We start from the raw sequence: 19,261 nt of genomic DNA, 5'->3' as shown, positions 1-19,261 counted from the left end.
GCCCCAATCGGGCGGCTCTTTTCGTATCAGACCTTAACGGTCTTCACGTCATTGCCGTCAGCCGCCAAGGCGATCTTGCCTTCGCAAAGCAGCAACGCATCGGCACCAAACACTTCATGCCGCCAGCCGCGCAGGGCTTGCACGTCACGCTCGCCCGCCGACAACATGTCCAAATCACTGGCCGAAGCAATCAGCTTGGCGGCGACCCCCGCACTTTCGGTCTTGGCCTTGAGCAGCACACGCAAAAGATCGGACAGCGCCGGGTTCACTTGTAGCTTATCGCGCTTGCGGTCTGGCTGAGGCGCATCGCCCGGTTTGCACGCCACGCCTGCGGCGATGGCTTTCAGAATGCCTTCGGCAATCTCACCTTTGCGGGCCTCGCGCAGCAGCAAACGTGCGCGGTTCAACTCTTCGCCATTCGTGGGCTTGAGGCTCGCCAATTCGACCAGCGCGTCATCTTTGAACACGCGATTGCGCGGGATGTTGCGGGTGCGGGCGTAATCCTCTCGGAAAGCCGCCAGTTCTTGCACGATCGCGAGGAACTTGGGCGAATTGGTCCGGGTCTTAACGCGCTTCCAAGCGTCCTGCGGCTGGGTCACATAGGTGTCAGGGCTGAGCAGTGTTTCAAGCTCTTCCGCCACCCATCGCGCGCGGCCTGTTTGCTCTAGCTTCGCGGCCAGGAATTCGTAAATCTGGCGCAGGTGTGTGACATCCGCCAGCGCATAGGTCTTTTGCGCATCGGTCAGGGGACGGCGCGACCAATCAGTAAAGCGTGATGTCTTGTCCAGCGCCTGATGTGCAATCTTGCGGACCAGCGTTTCATAGCCCACCTGTTCGCCAAAGCCGCAGACCATCGCCGCGACTTGCGTGTCGAAAAGCGGCTCGGGGAAGACTTCGGCATCGACAAAGAAGATTTCCAGATCCTGCCGCGCCGCGTGGAAAACCTTTACCACTGACGTATCGCGGAAGAGCGTGTAAAGCGGCTCAAGCGAGATGCCCTCGGCCAGCGGATCGACCAGAACGGCGTTGCTGTCATCCGTGCCGGGCATGGCCAACTGCACGAGGCAGAGCTTGGAATAGTAGGTCCGTTCGCGCAGAAATTCGGTGTCGACGGTCACATAATCATAGCGGGCCGCCTCTTCACAGAATTGCGCGAGGTCGGCTGTCGTGGTGATGGTTTTCATAAATGCTCTTTGACAAGTTGCTCGCCCGGTCATCGGGCTTTGCTCAAGAGGTACATCACGCGGAAAGCTTTGACCAGCGTCAGCCCTTGAGCATGACCGGCTGGCGTTCCCCGGCGGCGAAACGGCGCAGCACGGCGGGGTAAAGGCGGTGTTCTTGCACCAGTACCCGCTGGGCTAATGTTTCAGCCGTGTCGCCGGGCAGAACCGGAATGCGCGCTTGGCCAAGGATCGGCCCATCGTCCAAAGCGGCAGTTACCTCATGCACGGTGCAGCCGTGTTCGGTATCACCAGCCTCCAACGCGCGGGCATGGGTGTGCAGCCCGCGGTATTTCGGCAGCAGCGAGGGGTGGATGTTGATCATCTGCCCGGCCCAAGCATCGGTAAAGCCTTCGGTCAGCTTGCGCATGAAACCGGCAAGGCAAATGATATCGGGCGCATGCGCTTCGAGCGCGGCGCTGAGCGCGGCCTCAAAGGCTGGGCGGTCCTTGCCGAAGGGGCGGTGATCGACAACTTCCGTCGCGATCCCCTGCCCACTCGCCCAAGCGATCCCGCCGGCGTCCGCGTTATTGGACAACACCAAACAGGGCCGCCCCGCGTGGTCGCCAGTCATGTCCTCAACCAGCGCCCGCATGTTGGAGCCGCCACCCGAGACGAAAATCGCAACCCGCTTGGTCAAAGCAGCGCGCCGGAGTAGATGACGCCATTGCCTGCCGTGATGCGGCCAATCTCAATGGCGGCGTGGCCATCCTCGGCAAAGGCGGCCTTGGCGGCGTCGACCTTGTCGGCAGAAACCACGGCAACCATACCGATCCCGGCGTTGAAGGTCTTGAGCATCTCGGCCTCGGCCATGCCCCCTTCGGCGGCCAGCCATTTGAAGACCGGCGGCAGATCCCACGCGTTCAGGTCAATCTCAGCCGCCAACCCCACGGGCAACACGCGCGGCAGGTTTTCAGTCAGGCCACCGCCCGTGATATGCGCCAGCGCCGACACGGCATCGGCGCGCAGGGCCGCAACGGCGCCCTTGACGTAAAGCTTGGTTGGCGTCAGCAGCGCACTGCCCAGATCGCCCTCGCCCCATGGGCAATCGTCGCCCCAGCCCAAACCGCTGCGCTCAACGATCTTGCGTACCAGACTATAGCCGTTGGAATGCACGCCATCGCTTGGCAGACCCAAAAGCACATCGCCGGCCTTTACATCGCGCGGCAGTTCGGTCCCGCGTTCCATCGCACCCACGGAGAATCCCGCGAGGTCAAAGTCGCCCGCGTGATACATGCCCGGCATCTCAGCGGTCTCGCCACCGATCAGGGCACAACCCGAATCCGCACAGCCTTTGGCAATCCCTTCGATGATCCGTGCCGCGCTGTCGAGCTCCAGCTTCCCAGTGGCAAAATAGTCGAGGAAGAAAAGCGGCTCGGCCCCCTGGCAAACCAAATCGTTGACGCACATGGCCACGAGATCAATGCCGATGCTGTCGACATTGCCCGTATCAATGGCGATGCGCAGCTTAGTGCCCACGCCGTCCGTTGCCGCAACCAGCACCGGATCGGTGAAGCCTGCGCCTTTGAGATCGAACAGCGCGCCAAAGCCGCCAAGGCCAGACATAACGCCGGGCCGTGCGGTGGATTTCGCCGCTGGCTTGATCCGCTCTACAAGCGCATTGCCTGCGTCAATATCCACGCCTGCTTCGGCATAGGTGATTCCGTTGTCGGATTTTGTCATGGTCATGGCCCCCGGCGCGCATTTTCCCTTGCGCGCGGAGTTAGAGTATTGCGCCGCCCACTGCAATCATTTGGTGCAGCTAATGTCTTGACGCTGGGGCTGCGGCATCATACCCAAACGCCATGGCGGGCCTGTAGCTCAATTGGTTAGAGCAGAGCGCTCATAACGCTTTGGTTGCGGGTTCAAGTCCTGCCGGGCCTACCATGTTTCATAAACTTAGCTTGAACCGCCACAGGCTGAGTCGGTTCAATCGCCCAAGCTTTGGCTTCCGCAGAACGATCAGAATCGCACCTCATTCTACCCCTAAACAGGCCGAAGCAGTGAAATACCACTTCCTATGATTGTGAGCGGGTGTGTTTCGCGCATCAGTTGACGGGGCTTATGTCGCAGATTGGTTTATCTAGCGACTGCTCGGTTCCGGCCTTTGCTCCCTTTACGAAGCCAGGACCGCACCCCAGTTCTACGAAAAAGCGAATCCCGTAGCCGAAAGGCGCCGTTCACATTCCGCGCATTGCACTGTTTCCTCAGCTACTGAAGCAGCACCTTGCTAAATTCCAAACACCAGCACAAAGGCCAGTGCTGCAACCAGTAGGAACAGCGTTTCCACGATCAAAATTATGCTGTAGCTCGGTTTCACCTTCACGATCTTAGCAAGACTGGTTTTCACACCTAACGCCGCAATCGCGATGACCAAGCACCAACGCGATACCTCGTTCAACAAAGCGAGCACTGGCGCGGGCAACACCTCCAAATTCGCCAAAACCGCACAGCCTGCGAACATCACCAGAAACCACGGTACGCCGACAGATTGCTGCTGCGCGCCTCTGAAGCTGAACATCACGACCAGCATCACCACCGGGAGCAGCGCGACACGCAAGATTTTGACGTAGGTGGCAAAAACACCGGCTTCTTCACTGATCGAGTACCCGGCCCCCACCACCTGCGCGACATCGTGGATCGTCGCGCCGACCAGAAAGCCACTTTCAATATCGCTCAGACCCAGCGATTGGAAAAGAATCGGATAGACGATCATCGCGATCGTCGACAACGCAGTGACGCCGATCACCACAAAGAGCGTGTCTTGCTCGCGGTCCTTATGCGGCGGCAATACCGAAGTGATCGCGAGGGCCGCAGATGCCCCACAGATCGCGACTGACCCGCCAGCCAGCATGCCAAAGGCCGTGCGGCGGCCAAAGAGACGGGACATAACCACCCCGCAGCCAAATGTCGCCAGAACGAAACCGATGATGGCAATGACAGGCGTAAGGCCAAGGCTCATGACCTCGGCCAATCCCAACCGCAGCCCCAGCAACCCGACCCCAAAGCGCAGCAGCGCCTTCGCGGCGAAATCGACCCCAATGGCGCAGGAGCCGTCTTCCGACAGGAAATGAAACGCCATCCCAAGCAGCAGCGCGAACAGCATGACCGGCGCGCCGTAGTGATCAGACAGGAAGGTGGCGGCCACCGCGATGACACTCGCAAGCAGCAGCCCCCCGGCATAGGGGGAGATGCGGGATTTAGCAGTCAGTAGCATTATTTTTCCTAAGCGCGGCTTGGGGTCAAGCCGGTTGGTGCTTCAGCCGGAGTTCGGCAGAACGGGCATGGCCTTCCATCCCCTCCATTCGGCTGATGCGCGCAGTGCGCAACGCCAGTTCATGCGAGGCGTCCGCGTTACAGCGTTGCCATGTCACGGTCTTGGTAAACTTGTGCACGGAAAGGCCACCGGTATAGCGCGCAGCCCCGCTGGTCGGCAGCACATGGTTCGGACCAGAGGTTTTGTCGCCGAAAGCAACCGTCGTCTCCTCCCCCAGAAACAATGAGCCATAGGCCGAGAGGCGGTTGAGCCACCAGTCAAGGTCTTCGGCCTGCACCTGAAGGTGTTCCGGCGCGTAGCGGTCGGCCACTTGGGCCGCCTCCTCGCGGGTATCGCACAAGACCACCTCGGCGCGCTCTGCCCAAGCCACGCGCGCGGCACTGGCGTTCGGCTCCGGCAGACTGTCGATCATTTCGGGCGCCCGCTGCAAGACGGCTTGTGCCAGTTTGCGGTCGGTTGTGACCAGCCAAACCGGGCTGTCGGCCCCGTGCTCGGCCTGACTGACCAAATCCCATGCTACCGTTTCAGGGTCTGCGCTGTGATCGGCGACCACCAGTGAATCGGTTGGCCCGGCGAACATGTCGATCCCCACAGCGCCGAACAACATGCGCTTGGCCTCTGCCACATAGCTGTTACCGGGACCGACGAGGATATCGGCAGGCACACCGCCAAACAGCCCCATCGACATGGCAGCGACCCCCTGCACCCCCCCGAGGTTCAGGATCAAGTCCGCCCCGCAAAGGTCCATCGCAAAGATGATCGGATCAGGAATGCCGATCCCGGGGCGCGTGGGCGAGCAAGCGGTGATATGCGGCACGCCCGCGACCTTGGCGGTGGTGATCGTCATCAAAGCGCTGGCGATATGGCTGTAGCGTCCGCCGGGCACATAGCAGCCCGCGCTAGAGACGGGGATTTGCTTTTGGCCCGCAATCAGCCCCGGCATGACTTCAATTTCGCAATCTCCCATCGTCGCCTTCTGCGCTTCGGCAAAGCGACGGATATTGGCATGGGCGAAGCGGATATCTTCTTTTAGGTCTTGTGGCACCCGCGCACAGGCGGCGGCCCGTTCTGCTGCAGACACCGCGATATCCCCGGTCCAGCCGTCGAGGTCCCGGGCATAATCCCGTACGGCCGTCTCACCGTCCTCTTCGATTTTGGCGAGCATCTGTGCAACCACGCCGCGGATGTCTTTGCCCTCAACCGCCGGGCGGGTCTCGACTTGCTTTAGATACGTGATCGCCATGGGCTTACCTCGGTTGGATTTGGGAATGGTGATGGATCGCCTCGGCCAATACGTCGATCGTGTCGAGGATCGGAACGGGGGCTGACAAAGCGGGAGCTAGAAGCGAAAACTCTGAGCAGGCGATGAACAGAAGCTCGGCCCCCTGCGTGGTCAATTCGGTCGCCGCCTCTGAAAGCGTCTGCTGCGCCTGCGGGGTGATCCCCTGCGCCTTAATCAGCCGGATCGCGGCCAGCATGCGATCGGCATCTGCGGGCCAAAGGGCGTTCAGCCCGGCGCGGTCAAGGGCGGCGTCAAACACCCCGGCCATGCGCACGGCAGGAGAGGCAAGAATGCCGACAGAAGCACCAGGGGAGAGTTGCCCCGCCGCGCGGTCGACCGACAGGGTCACCATATTCAGGAATGGGATAGAAACCGCCGCCTCAATCGCCGGCGCGTAGTGATGTGCCGTGTTGCAAGGCATGGCAAGGGCCGTGGCCCCTGCCCGTTCCAGCCGCTGCGCCATTGCAGCAAGTGCCGGAGCGGGATCTTCCCCTGTGCCCTCAATCAGATGGGCGATGCGGGAGGGCACCTGCGGGTTCATGTCGATCAAAAGTGGCAGATGGTCGGCGTCGTCTTTTGCGTCGACCGTGGCAAGTACACGCTGTTGCAACAGGATCGTCGCTTCCGGCCCCATGCCCCCCAATACGCCGACGACTGGGCGGCTCATGATGCCACCTCATCCACCGCGTCGCAGATCAACTCGGCGATCAGCGCGCAGTCTTCTTCCGAAAAACTCAGCGGCAAGCGCATGTCGAAAAGCGTCGCCATGATGCGGTCTGTCTCGGGCATGTCCTGCGCTGGAACATAGCGCCAGGATGGATGCGCCGAGGTGAAGCCTGCAGGCTCTTTCGCGCCGAACCATTTAAGCTCCACGCCCCGCGCCGCAGCAGCATCCAGCATGGCACGGCACTGTGCGGCGGAGAAATCCGGCAGGCGGAACTGGATGGAGGAACCCACGTGCGCTTCGGCGGTTGGCAGCTGGATCGTTGCCACGCCGTCCTGCGCTTTCAGCCCCTTCTCTACCCGCGCATAGCGGGCGTTCCAGCGGGCGAGGTTTGTGTCAAGTTCGGCAAGCTGCGGGCGCAGAATCGCGGCACGCAACGCATCCATCCGGGCCGAGCAATTGGGCATGTCATAGCGCGCATCGGCGAAGGCCTCAGGGTCCGGCCCGGCCCCGTGGCGCTCATAGAGCATGTAGCTGCCCGACAAGATCGTCGCGCGGGCGGCGATTGCGGCGCCGTCGGTGGTCAGAAACCCGCCTTCGCCGGAGTTCATGTGTTTGTAGGTCTGGGTCGAGAAACAGGCCACTTTGCCGAAATTACCCGACCGCGTGCCGTTCCAGCGCGCCCCCATCGTATGGGCGCAATCCTCAATAACGGTCACCTGCGCCGCATCGCAGATCGCCTTCAGCCGGTCCATGTCACACAGGTGCCCGCGCATGTGCGACAGCAACAGCACCCGCGCACCGGAACTGGCGATTTTGGCGCCTAGGTCATCAAGGTCGAGCCTTAGGTTTTCGTCGATCTCGACCAGCACCGCCTCAGCGCCCACCGCCCGGATCGCGCCGGGCACCGGGGCCAGCGTATAGGCGTTGGTCAGCACCTTGTCGCCCGGCGCCACATCGCAGGCGCGCAAGGCGATTTGCAACGCTTGCCCGCCCGAGGTGACGGCAAGGCAAAATTTGCTGCCCTGCCAATCACGGTATTCAGCCTCAAGCTGGGCCACTTCACCGGCCTCACCCGGTGCGAGGTTATACCGGTGCAAGCGACCCGACTGTAGCACCGCAACCGCGGCTGCGATGGCGCTTTCGGAAAGACCCTCTTGCTGGGTGAAACTGCCGGTAAAATTGCGCGCCACGGAAGCCGTCCTCTCTTACAGATTGACCCAACGGTTGGACATGTCGAAGGCGAAGTCATAGCCGCCAAGCGCTGCCGCCCCACCGGTGTGGAGGAATACCACACGCTCGTCCTTGAACTCTCCCTTACGAGCGAGATCGATCAGACCAGCGGCCCCCTTCGCGGAATAGCATGGGTCAAGCAGGATGCCTTCGAGCTCGGCAAACATCTGGATCGCCTCAATGCCGCTGTCGGTGGGCAAGCCGTAGCCGTCGCCCACATAATCGGTGTTGGCCATCACATCTTCGCGTTTGACCACGCCCGCGCAGCCCAGCTTGTCGGCGGTTTTGCAGGCCAGATCATAGACCATCTGCTCCTGCTTGGGCTGCGGTGCGCGGGTGCCGATGCCGAGAATGGGGATCTGGGCATTCATCGCGCACATGCCTGTGACAAGTCCCGCCTGCGTGCCCGACGAGCCGGTGCCGTGAACCAGCCGGTCGATCTTCATGCCGGAGGTGTTCACTTGGTTCAGCAGCTCAAACGCACAGTTCACATAGCCCAAAGCGCCCGTTGGGTTCGAGCCGCCGCCGGGAATGACGTAAACCTTATGGCCCTCGGCGCGCTTCTTTTCGGCGGCCTTTTCCATCTCGCCGGGCATGTCGTGGCCCCCGGGGAACTTCTCAGTCGTCGCGCCGTGCAGATGGTCCAGCAGCACGTTGCCATTGGTGTTGTAGTTGGCGTCATCATAGCCGGTCCGGTCTTCCAGCAGGATGTGACAGGCAAGGCCTAGCTTGGCCGCCGCAGCGGCGGTCTGGCGGCCGTGGTTGGTCTGGGTGGCGCCTTGGGTCATCACCATGTCGGCGCCTTGCTCGATGGCCTCGGCCATCAGGAATTCCAGCTTGCGGGTCTTGTTGCCGCCCGTCGACAGCCCGGTGCAGTCGTCACGTTTGATCCAGATTTCGGTGCCGAGTTCTTTTGACAGCCGCTTCATATGCTCAAGGGGTGTTGGCAAGTGGGCAAGGTGGACGCGGGGGAAACGGGAAAGGTGCATGGATGATCCTCAATCTTAGCTTTGATGTGGGCGGCAGCCGCGTAGGGGGCGGACTGCCGCTGAATGTTCTGTTTGCCAGACCGGGGCCGGATTCGCTTCGGCCCCTGCCAGTCGTGTTATCCGCGCATCAACGCATAGGAAGGATCATAAGGCGAGGGGTCGATGACCTCGGTGCCGACCATTTCCCCATAGAGATCAAGCGGGATTTGCGTGCCGGCCGTGGCCAGCGCCGGATCGACAAAGGCATAGGCGAGGTTCATGCCCACCCGGTGTCCCCAGTCGCCTGAGGTCACGGTGCCGACGACCTTCCCGTCCTGCATCAGTGAGGCGCCGCCATGGGCCGGGGCATGGGTCGCGTCGACCTTGAGCGTTACCAGCTTTTTGCGCGGGCCTTCTTCCATGCGCTTGTGCAGCGCGGCCTTGCCAATGAAATCGGCGGGCTTTTCGGGTTTTACAAAACGGTCGAGCGCGGTTTCGAAAGGGTCAAATTCGGTCAGCAGATCAGCTTTCCAGTGCATGAAACCTTTTTCCAACCGCATCGCGTCAACAGCCCGGGCACCGAACAGCTTCATCCCATGTGCCTCCCCAGCCTCTCGCAGGGCCAGATAGGCCGCATAGAGCGCATTGTTCGGCACGTGAATTTCATAGGCCAACTCGCCTGAGAAGCTGACACCCAGCACCGTGGCGGGGACAAAGCCGATGAAACATTCGCGCACGCTGAGCCATGGGAAGGCCTCTTTCGACCAATCGCCGCGCGAACAGGCGCTAAGCACGTCGCGTGCCTTTGGCCCGGCGAGCACGAGGATCGTTTGGTCATTGGTCAGGCTGCGGATCTGCACATCCTCGTCGTCGCGCAGATGCAGTTTAAGCCAGTCCATGTCGTGGTATTCGCTGGCGGCTGCCGACCCGTACCAGACCCGCTGCGGGCCGCGGTCCGAGGCGGGCAAGTTGGCCACTGTGGCCTCGCCTTTGACCATGCCGTGGTGGTTCAGCAGATAGCCTAGGCCCACACGTCCGTCACGTTTTGAGACTGCGCCGCAGAACATCCGGTCAAGGAAACTGTGGCGATCGCTGCCGGTGATCTCGAACCGGTTGAAGCCGTTGACTTCGCAGAGGCCGACATTCTCCTGCACGTTTTTTACTTCCGCCGCGACCACGTCGAATGCCTCGTCGAAGTTAAAGCTGAGGGTCGGGTGGAAATCGGGTGACGGCTTGATGTAGTCGACCCGCTCCCAGCCGTTGACTACGGTAAATTCAGCACCCTCGGCGGCCATGACGGGCGTCAGGGGCGTGGTTTTGGCAGGGCGCGCTGCGGGGCGATGCTCATGCGGGAAGTGGAAGCGGAATTCGTTCTGGTAGTCTTCGATGGCCTTGAGAGCCGTCAGTTCCACATTGGCATGCCCGGTGAAACGGCGCGGGTCGATGACCCAGGTGTCATACTGCGCCTCGCCATGGACGATTTGCTGGGCCAGCAGCCAACCGTGGCCGCCGCCCTCGCCCAGACCTGCACGCAGGCCGATGATGCAAAAGGCATTGCGCTTGCCGGGGATTGGGCCAACGAGCGGCGCGCCGTCGATGGTATAGGTGATCGGACCGTTGACGATGGAGCGGATGCCGGTTTCGGCCAGCGCGGGCATGCGCTCAAAGGCGCCTTCGAGCACGTCCATGACACGCTCAAGGTCGTCCGGGCAAAGGGCGTTGACGAAATTGGGGTCGATCCCGTCCATTCCCCAAGTTTTGCAGTCCTGCTCATAGAAACCGACCAGCAGGCCGTTCTTTTCTTGGCGGCTGTAATAGTCCGAGATCGGACAGCGCAGCAGCGGCATCCGGTGACCGGCCTCGACGATGGCTGGGATGTCTTCGGTCAGAAAATACTGGTGCTCCATCGAGGCGACGGGGTGGTGCACACCCATCATGCTGCCGACCTCATTCACCCGGTAACCGCAAGCGTTGACCACGATATCGCAATCGATGTCGCCATGTTTGGTGTGAACCGTCCAGGTGTCGTCCTTATGCTGCGTCAGCGCGGTGACTGGCGTGTTGCGGTAGACCTCGGCCCCGGCCTTGCGGGCGTGGAAAGCCAAGGCCTGACAGAGCTGGGCCGGATCAATGTCACCGTCGAGCGGATCCCAAAGCCCGCCCAGCAGGTTCTCGGTTGAGATCAGCGGGTGGCGGCGGGCGCATTCTTCGGCGTCGATGACTTCCAGATCAACGTCCATACCGCGCGCCATCGAGGCGAAATGGCGATAGCCCTGCATTTGCGCTTCGGTATTGGCCAACCGGATGCCGCCGTCGGCGTGGTGGTAGTTGATCGGATATTCGGGGTCTTCGGAAAGGCGTTTGTAGAGGTTGATCGAATGGGTCTTGAGCCCCACCATTGTTTGGTTGCCGCCGAAATTCGTAACCTGCGCGGCGGAGTGCCACGTGGTGCCGGAGGTAAGCTCGTCCCGCTCAACCAGAACGACGTCGCTCCACCCTTCTTGTGTGAGATGATAGAGCGTCGAGCAACCGGCGATGCCGCCGCCAATTACAACGACTTTGGTCCGAGATTTCATGGGGGATGCCTCCGATAAATGTTGGTATCAGAGGGGCAGAGACACCGTAAAACAGCAAACGCTCATTTCGATATTCGAAAAATTCCAAAGATAATTTCGATAGTTTGATTGAGCGTACAGAAAGCTGCTCAAAGTGATGGCAGTGTAAGGGATCGGCCGGGGACGGATATCAATGGCTCTGCCTCACGGTTCTAACAGCCTGAAACTATCCGCCAGCCACGGGTCGCTTTCCTGCAACGGCTCGATCGCATGGCGCAGGATCAACTCGCGCACCTTGTTGTCGACCAATTCAATGACAGAGCGTGAACAGTCAGGCGTTGTCATCAGCGCAAGCCTGCGCGCAAAGGCCTTTCCGGGAAAGCGGTGCATGCGCAGGTCGTTGTGAAACCGCTTGGCACGGGAAAAGAGGAGCGGCGTGGTGATCGTCCAGCCCGCACTGGCCGCAACCATTGCCATGAGGGTCTGGTTGTTGCTGCATTCAAACCGATGAGGGGATGATACCCCGAGCCGCCTCAGCTGAGAATCAATCTGGCGGGCAATCATCAGGTTGCTAGAAAACCGAAGAAAGGGCAGTTTTGACGTGCCCTCCATAATATCTGAGAGTGATTGCTGCGCGAGGCGCGGAAGCACAACGATAAAGGGGTCACGCAGGAGAGGACGCTCTTGAAGATCGCTGATCGTCTCGCCCGGCGCGGTGCATATGCCGAGATCAAGCTGGCGGTTGCGCAGCATACCGATCAAATCGTGGCTTACCCCTGTGTGGTACATAAAATCGCAGGTCGGCATCACCCTCGTGAGGGAGACCGCAAGATGCGGCACGATATCGCTCTCAAAGTCCTCGATCGCACCAATTCTCAGAAAACTGGCATCGGCGACGCTGCCTGCGGACGCTTCGGCTTTGGCCCTGCGAATCGTACGCAACGCCTCATCGATTTTGCGAGAAAAGACCTGACCCTTGGGTGTCAAAACCATCGGGCGCCGGGCGTGGTTAAACAGCTCCACGCCTAGATGATCTTCCAAACTGCGCAGGTGGTGCGACACGGTACTTACCGTCAAACCGGCTTCTCGCGCTGCGGCTTGGAGGGATCCTTCCTTGGCACAGACCTGAAACAGTTCGAGCGATTTCAGGCTGATATCTCTGGCGGCTTTGGTTCGAGACATAGCGGCGTCCTATTCTTGCTGACGCCGCGTTAACTAATCGCATTTTTTGAAAGTATAAATATCAAATCTTCTTAGGAGCCATTTGGTCTTCTGCGGTTGCAAAAAAACGTGGAAGCCTCAGCCCACATAAAAAACTTAAAAGCCACCAACGGGAGAATATATGAAACATCTACTTTTAGCCTCCGCCTGCACCCTGGGTTTCGCGGGAACTGCTTCCGCCCAAGACTGCGGTGAAGTCAGCATCACACAGATGGACTGGGCTTCGGCTAATGTCGTAACTGCGGTTGCCAAATTTCTGATGGAAGAAGGTTACGGTTGCGACGTGACCTTGGTGCCGTCGTCGACACCAACGGCGCTTACGGCCGTGGCGGAAACCGGAACTCCGGATATTTTGACAGAACTTTGGGTTAACACGGCCCCGGCCTACAGCAAGATGGTCGAGGCAGGTAAGCTTGTTGAACTCGCCGATGTGCTGTCTGACGGCGGCATCGAAGGCTGGTTTGTCCCGCAATATGTGGTCGACGCAAATCCCGAGGCGGCGACGCTTGATGGCATTCTTGCAAATCCCGAACTGGCGGGCGGCCGTTTTGACAACTGCCCCGATGGTTGGGCCTGCCGCACCGTCAATGATGCCATGAACACGGTGATCGACATGGACGGCAAGGGAATCGAGGTTTTCAACCACGGTTCGGGCGAAACACTTGCCACCGCCATCGCGTCGGCCTATGCGGATGAGGAACCGTGGTTTGGTTTCTACTGGTCGCCAACTTCTATCCTCGGCAAATACCCGATGGTGCAGGTCGATCTGGGCGATTACGACGAGAAAACCCACGCCTGTAACAGCGACAAGGAATGCACCGAGCCCGGCATTTCCAGCTATCCCCGCGCAGCGGTAAAGACAGCAGCAACGTCGGATTTCATTGCGCGCGCGCCGGAAGTCGCCGACCTGATGTCGAACCTGTCGTTCACCAATGACAAGATGAACGGGATCCTTGCGTGGATGGAAGACAACAACGCCTCCGCTGAAGAAGCCGCCGTGTATTTCCTGTCGAACAACCCCGACATCTGGGGCGAATGGCTGAACGATGCTGCGCGCGAGAACCTCTCAGCGCTTCTTCAATAACCCATAGGCTCATCGCCCGGCCCTGCGTCAAACGGGACGCCTGGGGCCGGGCATCAAAAGCAGCGAGAGGTCTTGCCAAGCGATGTACGAGCAAATTTTTGATGGACTGGGGTTGCGCGCCTGGTGCGACACCGATGCCGCCACAGGCCCCATGAGCATGGCGCAGTTGCTGCAGAAAAAGAACAGCAACGATGTTACAGAGACAGGCCCGCTTCTGCCCTTTCCCTCGTTCGACAAGTTGCATGAAGCCTGCAACGCCATCCCGCAATCACGCGATATAACGCTGAACGTTGAGCGGGGGTTCTTGGGGATCAAGGACAGCCTGAAGCTTGTTCTCGACCCGCTTACGCAGCCCTTGTCATGGATGCTGGAAGGCGCGCTTTATGTCTTTACCACCGTGCCGTGGTGGGTGCTCGTGCCGCTGTTGGTGTGGGCGGCGTGGGGGGCCACGCGCAAAATCGGGGTGACCGTGTTCGTCGCCATCGTCTTTTTGTTCTTCGGCCTGATCGACCATCTGGACGTCGCGCTGCAGACCCTTGCGATTATCTTTGTGTGTACAGGTCTTTGCGTGCTTTTGGGTGTCCCCGCTGGCATTTTGATGTCACGGTCCGACAGGATGCAACGACTGATGTTGCCGGTGCTTGATATGCTGCAAACTCTGCCGAGTTTCGTCTATCTGATCCCGCTAATCTTCCTATTTTCGGTGACCGAGCCCAAGCTATACGGCATTGCGATCATTCTTTATGCCATCGTGCCGGTGATCCGGCTGACCGACCTTGGCATACGGCTAGTGGATCAAGATGTCGTCGAGGCGGCGAATGCCTTTGGGATGACGGACCGTCAAAAGCTTTTTGGCGTGCAGCTGCCCTTGGCCCTGCCCAACATCATGGCGGGCGTGAACCAGACCATCATGATGAGCCTTGCGATGGTGGTTATTGCCTCCCTCGTTTCTGCGCCGGGTTTGGGTGTGCTGGTGCTTCGTGGCATCCGTAATCTGGAATTGGGTGTCGGGCTTGTGGCAGGCTTTGGCATCGTTCTGCTGGCGGTGGTCTTGGATCGCTGCTCAAAGGCGGCGCTCCTGCGTATCGACCCCGCACATGACACAGAGTGAGCCCAAGATGAGCTATCCCAAGATCCAAATTCGCAACCTTTACAAGATTTTCGGTGCGACCCCCGAACGGGTCCTGCCGATGGTCAAGGAGCAGGGGATCGGCAAGCCCGAATTGCTCGCCAAACACGGTCATGTGCTGGGTCTGCGCGATATTAGCATCGACATGCAGGCGGGTGAAATATCGGTGATTATGGGGCTGTCAGGCTCTGGTAAATCGACGCTAATCCGACACCTAAACCGGCTGATTGATCCCACAGCGGGTGAGATATTGCTCGACGGTCAAGACGTGATGAAGTTGGACAATGAGGCGCTGCGCGACCTGCGCCAGCGCAGCATGTCCATGGTGTTTCAGAAGTTCGCGCTTCTACCTCACAAGACAGTGCTGGAGAACGCAGCAATGGCGCTGAAAACGCGCGGTGTGGATCAAGAAACGCGGGAAGCCGAGGCGCGCAAATGGCTCAAGCGGGTCGATCTCGGCGGATTTGAGGACCGCTATCCGCGCCAGCTTTCTGGCGGCATGCAGCAGCGCGTCGGCATTGCCCGCGCCCTGACGGCGAATACTGAGATCATGCTGCTAGACGAGGCCTTCTCTGCCCTCGACCCGCTGATCCGCACTGACATGCAGGATCTGCTGTTGGAGTTGCAGCGAGAGCTTCACAAGACCATTATCTTCATCACCCACGATCTGGACGAAGCGCTTAAACTCGCGGACCATCTGGTTATCCTAAAAGACGGCTCTGTGGTGCAGCAAGGCGCGCCGCAAGAGATCGTGATGAACCCCGCCGACCCCTATATCGAAGCCTTCGTGAGCGACATCAACCGCGCGCGTGTCTTGCGGGCCGGCACCATCGCGATGCCAACCCTGCCCAGCGACATCTTCTTTGCAGAAGTTGCTTGGGACGACACATTAGAAGCGGTCATACGCGCAGCCAAAGGGCAAGCCGATGCCACCATCGCCGTGCGTAAGGCTGGGCAACCGCTGGGTAAGATCGAGGTTGGCGAGCTGCTCGCCGCGCTGATCCCCTATGACGGGGTAAACGCCGAAACACATACCTAAAAATCCTTCGTTGTCGGCAAGGTGATCCAGCCTGCCCCGCCGGCGCAAAAAGCACGAGAAAGAGAGGCCATATGAAGATCATCGTCCCCGTCAAGCGGGTCATCGACTACAACGTCAAAGTGCGCGTCAAGACAGATGGCAGCGGTGTCGATCTCGCCAACGTCAAAATGTCCATGAACCCTTTCGATGAAATCGCCGTTGAACAGGCGATCCGCCTTAAGGAAAGCGGTGCTGCATCCGAGGTCATCGTGGTGTCTATCGGGGTAAAACAGGCGCAGGAAGTGCTGCGCACGGCCCTTGCAATGGGCGCCGATCGGGCGATCCTGATCAACGCTGCTGAGGATGTGCACACCGATATTGAACCGTTGACTGTGGCCAAGCTTCTTAAGGCTGTGATTGATAGCGAAGCACCGCAGTTGGTGATCGCTGGAAAACAGGCGATCGACAATGACATGGGTGCCACCGGCCAGATGCTCGCGGCGCTTTTGGGCTGGGGCCAAGCGACCTTTGCGTCCGAATTGACGGTCGCAGATGGGCGGGCGCGGGTCACCCGTGAGGTTGATGGCGGTCTGCAGACCATCGAGGTCGATTTGCCTGCCATCGTTACGGCTGATCTGCGTCTGAACGAGCCGCGCTATGCTTCCCTGCCGAACATCATGAAGGCCAAGAAAAAGCCGTTGGAAGAGAAGACCCCTGCTGATCTGGGTGTCGACATCATGCCGCGGCTGAAGGTCTTAGAAACCGAGGAGCCCGCGGCACGCAAGGCCGGGGTCAAGGTCCACTCGGTCGCGGAACTTGTCGAAAAACTGAAAACCGAAGCGGGAGTGCTCTGACGATGTCCGTTCTACTGATTGCAGAAACCACCGACGGCGCATTGGCGCTTGATGCCACTGCCAAAACCGTGACGGCGCTTGCGCCATTGGGAGAGATCACCCTTCTGATCCTCGGCGCACCTGCGGCCACCGCGGCCGCCGCGCAGATCGCTGGTGTTTCGAAAGTCCTGCTGGCCGATGATGACGCATTGACGCACGGGCTGGCTGAACCTGCCGCAGCACTCGTGCAGTCTATCGCAGCGGGCTACAGCCACATCGCGGCACCGGCGACTACCGAATGGCGCAATGTCTTGCCGCGCTTGGCCGCACTGCTTGACGTGATGATCATCCCCGATGTCATCGAGGTGATCGATGCAGAAACCTTCCGTCGTCCGATCTATGCGGGAAATGCTGTGCAAAAGGTGCAATCTACAGACCCGATTAAAGTGCTCACCATCCGCACCGCGGGGTTTGACGCCGCCGGCCAGGCGAATGATGCCGCGCCGGTTGAAACCCTTACTGCCGACATCGCCGCAGGTCCGAGCCGCTGGATAGAGGATCGGGTGGCGAAATCTGATCGGCCAGAACTGACCTCGGCCTCCGTGGTTGTCTCAGGCGGACGGGGTGTGGGCTCGGAAGAGGATTTCGCGCTGATCTCTGGATTGGCTGATACATTGGGCGCGGCTGTTGGCGCGTCGCGTGCGGCGGTCGACAGCGGTTTCGCCCCCAACGACTGGCAGGTCGGCCAAACCGGCAAGGTGGTGGCCCCCGATCTCTATATCGCCTGCGGTATCTCCGGCGCGATCCAGCACCTCGCCGGGATGAAGGACAGTAAGGTGATCGTGGCGATCAACAAAGACGAGGAAGCGCCGATCTTTCAGGTCGCGGACTACGGGCTTGTTGCCGACCTATTTGATGCGGTGCCTGAATTGACGGAGCAGTTGGGATGAAAACGCGCTTGATCGACGGGCGTGCCCGCGCAGCACGTCTGCGGGCAGATGTGGCCAGCGCGGTCCAAGTGATGCACAGCCGCGATGGCCGGGTGCCGGGCCTTGCGGTGGTGCTGGTTGGGTCCGACCCAGCCAGCGGCATCTATGTGCGCGCCAAGGTGCGTGCTTGTGAAGAAGCCGGTCTGCGGTCTGAACTGCATGACCTGCCCGAAAGCACCCCCGAAGCCGAACTGCTCACCCTGATCGCTAGGTTGAATGACGACCCGCAGACAGATGGTATTCTCGTGCAACTGCCCCTACCCCCGCAGATTGACCGCGCGCGCGTGCTGGCAGCGATCTCTCCCGACAAGGACGTCGATGGCTTCCACCCGGTCAATGCTGGGCGATTGGCGACCGGACAACCGGCGCTGGTGCCATGTACCCCGCAAGGCTGTCTCATGTTGCTCGAAGAGGAAATCGGCAACCTACGCGGGCTTACCGCTTGCGTGATTGGCTGCTCATCCATTGTTGGGCGGCCAATGGTTCAACTTTTGCTGCAGCAGGATTGCTCGGTGCTGGTTGCTCATAAGTTCACCCGCGATCCAGCAGCGCTGGCGCGGCAAGCCGATATTTTAGTTGTTGCCGCAGGCGTGCCGGATCTGGTTCAGCCGGATTGGATTAAACCAGGTGCGGTGGTAATCGACGTCGGCATTAACCGCGTGAGCCAGCCGGACGGCAGCAGCCGTATTGTTGGCGATGTCTCTGCTGAGGCGGCGGAGCGCGCGGCGGCAATCACACCCGTGCCGGGCGGCGTCGGACCGATGACGATTGCGTGTCTATTGTCCAATACACTTCAAGCTGCCCGTGCTATCGGATCAGAAAATGCGGCTTCTCATGCTGCATAACATAATCTCTAAGGACCATCTCATGACCAAGTTTTGCCTGACCGTTACCTGTCCCTCCCAACGCGGGATCGTTGCCGCAATTGCAAAATATATTGCTGAGAACGGCTGCAATATCACCGACAGTGCACAGTTCGACGATCCCGATAATGGCCAGTTTTTCATGCGCGTCAGTGCGGATGCTGAAACCGGCACCTCGCTTGAAGACCTGCGCGAAGGCTTTGCCAAAATCGCTGAGCCTTTCGGCATGGACTATAAGTTCCACGATAAGGACACGACGATGAAGGTCGTCGTTATGGTGTCACGCTTCGGTCATTGCCTGAACGACCTGCTCTACCGTGTGCGCATCGGTGCGCTTCCGATTGAGATCGTGGCCGTGATCTCTAACCACATGGATTACCAAAAGGTTGTGGTGAACCATGACATTCCCTTTCACCAGATCAAGGTGACTAAGGAAAACAAGCCCGAGGCAGAGGCTCGGATCATGGAAGTGGTCGAAGACACCGGCGCTGAACTGATCGTGCTGGCTCGCTACATGCAGATCCTATCTGACGCGATGTGTCAAAAGATGAGCGGTCGGATTATCAACATTCACCACTCCTTCCTCCCTTCCTTCAAAGGGGCGAACCCCTACAAGCAGGCCTATGAACGCGGCGTTAAGCTTATTGGTGCCACATCCCATTATGTGACGGCCGATCTCGACGAAGGACCAATCATTGAACAAGACATCGTTCGCATCACCCAAGCGCAAAGCGCCTCTGACTATGTGTCCCTTGGCCGAGATGTTGAATCGGGCGTGCTGGCACGGGCGATCCATGCCCATGCGCATCATCGGGTCTTTTTGAACGGCAATAAGACAGTCGTGTTCCCCGCATCGCCCGGCAGCTACAGCTCAAAGCGCATGGGGTAACGGGGACCCAAAAAGGGGCGGTTTGGGCCTAGTCTT

General features: G+C 59.8%; 17 protein-coding genes and 1 tRNA gene. 8 read left to right on the top strand and 10 right to left on the bottom strand.

Annotated elements, in window-relative coordinates:
* Positions 1-26: 26 nt before the first annotated feature.
* From rnd to purM, 3 genes are all read right to left on the bottom strand, one after another.
* Positions 27-1,184 (bottom strand): ribonuclease D, encoded by a 1,158-nt coding sequence (gene rnd / locus WNY61_RS16070; protein ID WP_342852462.1) that lies wholly within the window; start codon positions 1,182-1,184, stop codon positions 27-29.
* A gap of 79 nt (positions 1,185-1,263) precedes the next feature.
* On the bottom strand, positions 1,264-1,860 hold the full coding sequence (purN, locus tag WNY61_RS16065; protein WP_342852461.1) for a phosphoribosylglycinamide formyltransferase: 597 nt from the start codon (positions 1,858-1,860) through the stop codon (positions 1,264-1,266).
* On the bottom strand, positions 1,857-2,903 hold the full coding sequence (purM, locus tag WNY61_RS16060; protein ID WP_342852460.1) for a phosphoribosylformylglycinamidine cyclo-ligase: 1,047 nt from the start codon (positions 2,901-2,903) through the stop codon (positions 1,857-1,859). The genes purN and purM overlap by 4 nt, the downstream gene beginning before the upstream one ends.
* Positions 2,904-3,030: 127 nt before the next feature.
* On the opposite strand from purM, the gene WNY61_RS16055 reads away from it, so the two are divergent.
* Positions 3,031-3,107: transfer RNA gene (locus WNY61_RS16055), tRNA-Ile, on the top strand.
* Positions 3,108-3,450: 343 nt separating this feature from the next.
* On the opposite strand, the gene WNY61_RS16050 is transcribed toward WNY61_RS16055, so the two are convergent.
* The 7 genes from WNY61_RS16050 to WNY61_RS16020 all read right to left on the bottom strand — a co-directional run bounded on the left by WNY61_RS16050 (position 3,451) and on the right by WNY61_RS16020 (position 12,381).
* Complete coding sequence (locus WNY61_RS16050; protein ID WP_342852459.1) at positions 3,451-4,437, bottom strand: putative sulfate exporter family transporter; 987 nt, start codon at positions 4,435-4,437, stop codon at positions 3,451-3,453.
* A gap of 25 nt (positions 4,438-4,462) precedes the next feature.
* Entirely contained in the window at positions 4,463-5,740 is a 1,278-nt protein-coding gene (hisD, locus tag WNY61_RS16045) for a histidinol dehydrogenase (RefSeq protein ID WP_342852458.1), read from the bottom strand.
* Positions 5,741-5,744: 4 nt separating this feature from the next.
* Positions 5,745-6,446 carry an amino acid racemase gene (locus WNY61_RS16040; protein WP_342852457.1) on the bottom strand — a complete coding sequence of 234 codons (702 nt, stop codon included), beginning with the start codon at positions 6,444-6,446 and terminating at the stop codon, positions 5,745-5,747.
* The gene (locus WNY61_RS16035; RefSeq protein WP_342852456.1) at positions 6,443-7,636 is read right to left on the bottom strand and encodes an aminotransferase class I/II-fold pyridoxal phosphate-dependent enzyme; all 1,194 of its coding nucleotides are present in this window, start codon (positions 7,634-7,636) and stop codon (positions 6,443-6,445) included. The genes WNY61_RS16040 and WNY61_RS16035 overlap by 4 nt, the downstream gene beginning before the upstream one ends.
* A 15-nt stretch (positions 7,637-7,651) precedes the next feature.
* Positions 7,652-8,665 carry a D-cysteine desulfhydrase gene (locus WNY61_RS16030; RefSeq protein ID WP_342852455.1) on the bottom strand — a complete coding sequence of 338 codons (1,014 nt, stop codon included), beginning with the start codon at positions 8,663-8,665 and terminating at the stop codon, positions 7,652-7,654.
* Between the two features lie 116 nt (positions 8,666-8,781).
* Positions 8,782-11,220, bottom strand: coding sequence for an FAD-dependent oxidoreductase (locus WNY61_RS16025; RefSeq protein WP_342852454.1), 2,439 nt, complete (start codon positions 11,218-11,220; stop codon positions 8,782-8,784).
* 183 nt (positions 11,221-11,403) lie between these two features.
* Entirely contained in the window at positions 11,404-12,381 is a 978-nt protein-coding gene (locus WNY61_RS16020; RefSeq protein WP_342852453.1) for a LysR family transcriptional regulator, read from the bottom strand.
* A 160-nt stretch (positions 12,382-12,541) separates the two neighbouring features.
* Between WNY61_RS16020 and WNY61_RS16015 the strand changes: the two genes are divergently transcribed.
* The 7 genes from WNY61_RS16015 to purU all read left to right on the top strand — a co-directional run bounded on the left by WNY61_RS16015 (position 12,542) and on the right by purU (position 19,225).
* Positions 12,542-13,504 carry an ABC transporter substrate-binding protein gene (locus WNY61_RS16015; protein ID WP_342852452.1) on the top strand — a complete coding sequence of 321 codons (963 nt, stop codon included), beginning with the start codon at positions 12,542-12,544 and terminating at the stop codon, positions 13,502-13,504.
* Between the two features lie 82 nt (positions 13,505-13,586).
* Entirely contained in the window at positions 13,587-14,615 is a 1,029-nt protein-coding gene (locus WNY61_RS16010; protein WP_342852451.1) for an ABC transporter permease subunit, read from the top strand.
* Positions 14,616-14,622: 7 nt separating this feature from the next.
* Entirely contained in the window at positions 14,623-15,672 is a 1,050-nt protein-coding gene (locus WNY61_RS16005; RefSeq protein ID WP_342852450.1) for a betaine/proline/choline family ABC transporter ATP-binding protein, read from the top strand.
* Positions 15,673-15,743: 71 nt separating this feature from the next.
* Entirely contained in the window at positions 15,744-16,505 is a 762-nt protein-coding gene (locus tag WNY61_RS16000; protein WP_342852449.1) for an electron transfer flavoprotein subunit beta/FixA family protein, read from the top strand.
* 2 nt (positions 16,506-16,507) lie between these two features.
* On the top strand, positions 16,508-17,434 hold the full coding sequence (locus WNY61_RS15995) for an FAD-binding protein (RefSeq protein ID WP_342852448.1): 927 nt from the start codon (positions 16,508-16,510) through the stop codon (positions 17,432-17,434).
* On the top strand, positions 17,431-18,318 hold the full coding sequence (folD, locus tag WNY61_RS15990; protein WP_342852447.1) for a bifunctional methylenetetrahydrofolate dehydrogenase/methenyltetrahydrofolate cyclohydrolase FolD: 888 nt from the start codon (positions 17,431-17,433) through the stop codon (positions 18,316-18,318). The genes WNY61_RS15995 and folD overlap by 4 nt, the downstream gene beginning before the upstream one ends.
* A gap of 22 nt (positions 18,319-18,340) precedes the next feature.
* Positions 18,341-19,225 carry a formyltetrahydrofolate deformylase gene (purU, locus tag WNY61_RS15985; protein ID WP_342852446.1) on the top strand — a complete coding sequence of 295 codons (885 nt, stop codon included), beginning with the start codon at positions 18,341-18,343 and terminating at the stop codon, positions 19,223-19,225.
* Positions 19,226-19,261: the final 36 nt, after the last annotated feature.

The organism is Sulfitobacter sp. AS92 (genome assembly GCF_038900015.1).
Classification (GTDB): domain Bacteria; phylum Pseudomonadota; class Alphaproteobacteria; order Rhodobacterales; family Rhodobacteraceae; genus Sulfitobacter.
This window is presented reverse-complemented; position numbering and strand designations above follow the sequence as displayed.

Bases quoted from the DNA above. Each gene is read 5' to 3' on its own strand.
- folD (WP_342852447.1), top strand. From the start codon at position 17,431: ATGAAAACGCGCTTGATCGACGGGCGTGCCCGCGCAGCACGTCTGCGG.
- rnd (WP_342852462.1), bottom strand. From the start codon at position 1,184: ATGAAAACCATCACCACGACAGCCGACCTCGCGCAATTCTGTGAAGAG.
- WNY61_RS16040 (WP_342852457.1), bottom strand. From the start codon at position 6,446: ATGAGCCGCCCAGTCGTCGGCGTATTGGGGGGCATGGGGCCGGAAGCG.
- WNY61_RS16000 (WP_342852449.1), top strand. From the start codon at position 15,744: ATGAAGATCATCGTCCCCGTCAAGCGGGTCATCGACTACAACGTCAAA.
- WNY61_RS16030 (WP_342852455.1), bottom strand. From the start codon at position 8,665: ATGCACCTTTCCCGTTTCCCCCGCGTCCACCTTGCCCACTTGCCAACA.
- purM (WP_342852460.1), bottom strand. From the start codon at position 2,903: ATGACAAAATCCGACAACGGAATCACCTATGCCGAAGCAGGCGTGGAT.
- WNY61_RS16005 (WP_342852450.1), top strand. From the start codon at position 14,623: ATGAGCTATCCCAAGATCCAAATTCGCAACCTTTACAAGATTTTCGGT.
- hisD (WP_342852458.1), bottom strand. From the start codon at position 5,740: ATGGCGATCACGTATCTAAAGCAAGTCGAGACCCGCCCGGCGGTTGAG.
- purU (WP_342852446.1), top strand. From the start codon at position 18,341: ATGACCAAGTTTTGCCTGACCGTTACCTGTCCCTCCCAACGCGGGATC.
- WNY61_RS16020 (WP_342852453.1), bottom strand. From the start codon at position 12,381: ATGTCTCGAACCAAAGCCGCCAGAGATATCAGCCTGAAATCGCTCGAA.
- WNY61_RS16050 (WP_342852459.1), bottom strand. From the start codon at position 4,437: ATGCTACTGACTGCTAAATCCCGCATCTCCCCCTATGCCGGGGGGCTG.
- WNY61_RS16025 (WP_342852454.1), bottom strand. From the start codon at position 11,220: ATGAAATCTCGGACCAAAGTCGTTGTAATTGGCGGCGGCATCGCCGGT.
- WNY61_RS16015 (WP_342852452.1), top strand. From the start codon at position 12,542: ATGAAACATCTACTTTTAGCCTCCGCCTGCACCCTGGGTTTCGCGGGA.
- WNY61_RS15995 (WP_342852448.1), top strand. From the start codon at position 16,508: ATGTCCGTTCTACTGATTGCAGAAACCACCGACGGCGCATTGGCGCTT.
- WNY61_RS16010 (WP_342852451.1), top strand. From the start codon at position 13,587: ATGTACGAGCAAATTTTTGATGGACTGGGGTTGCGCGCCTGGTGCGAC.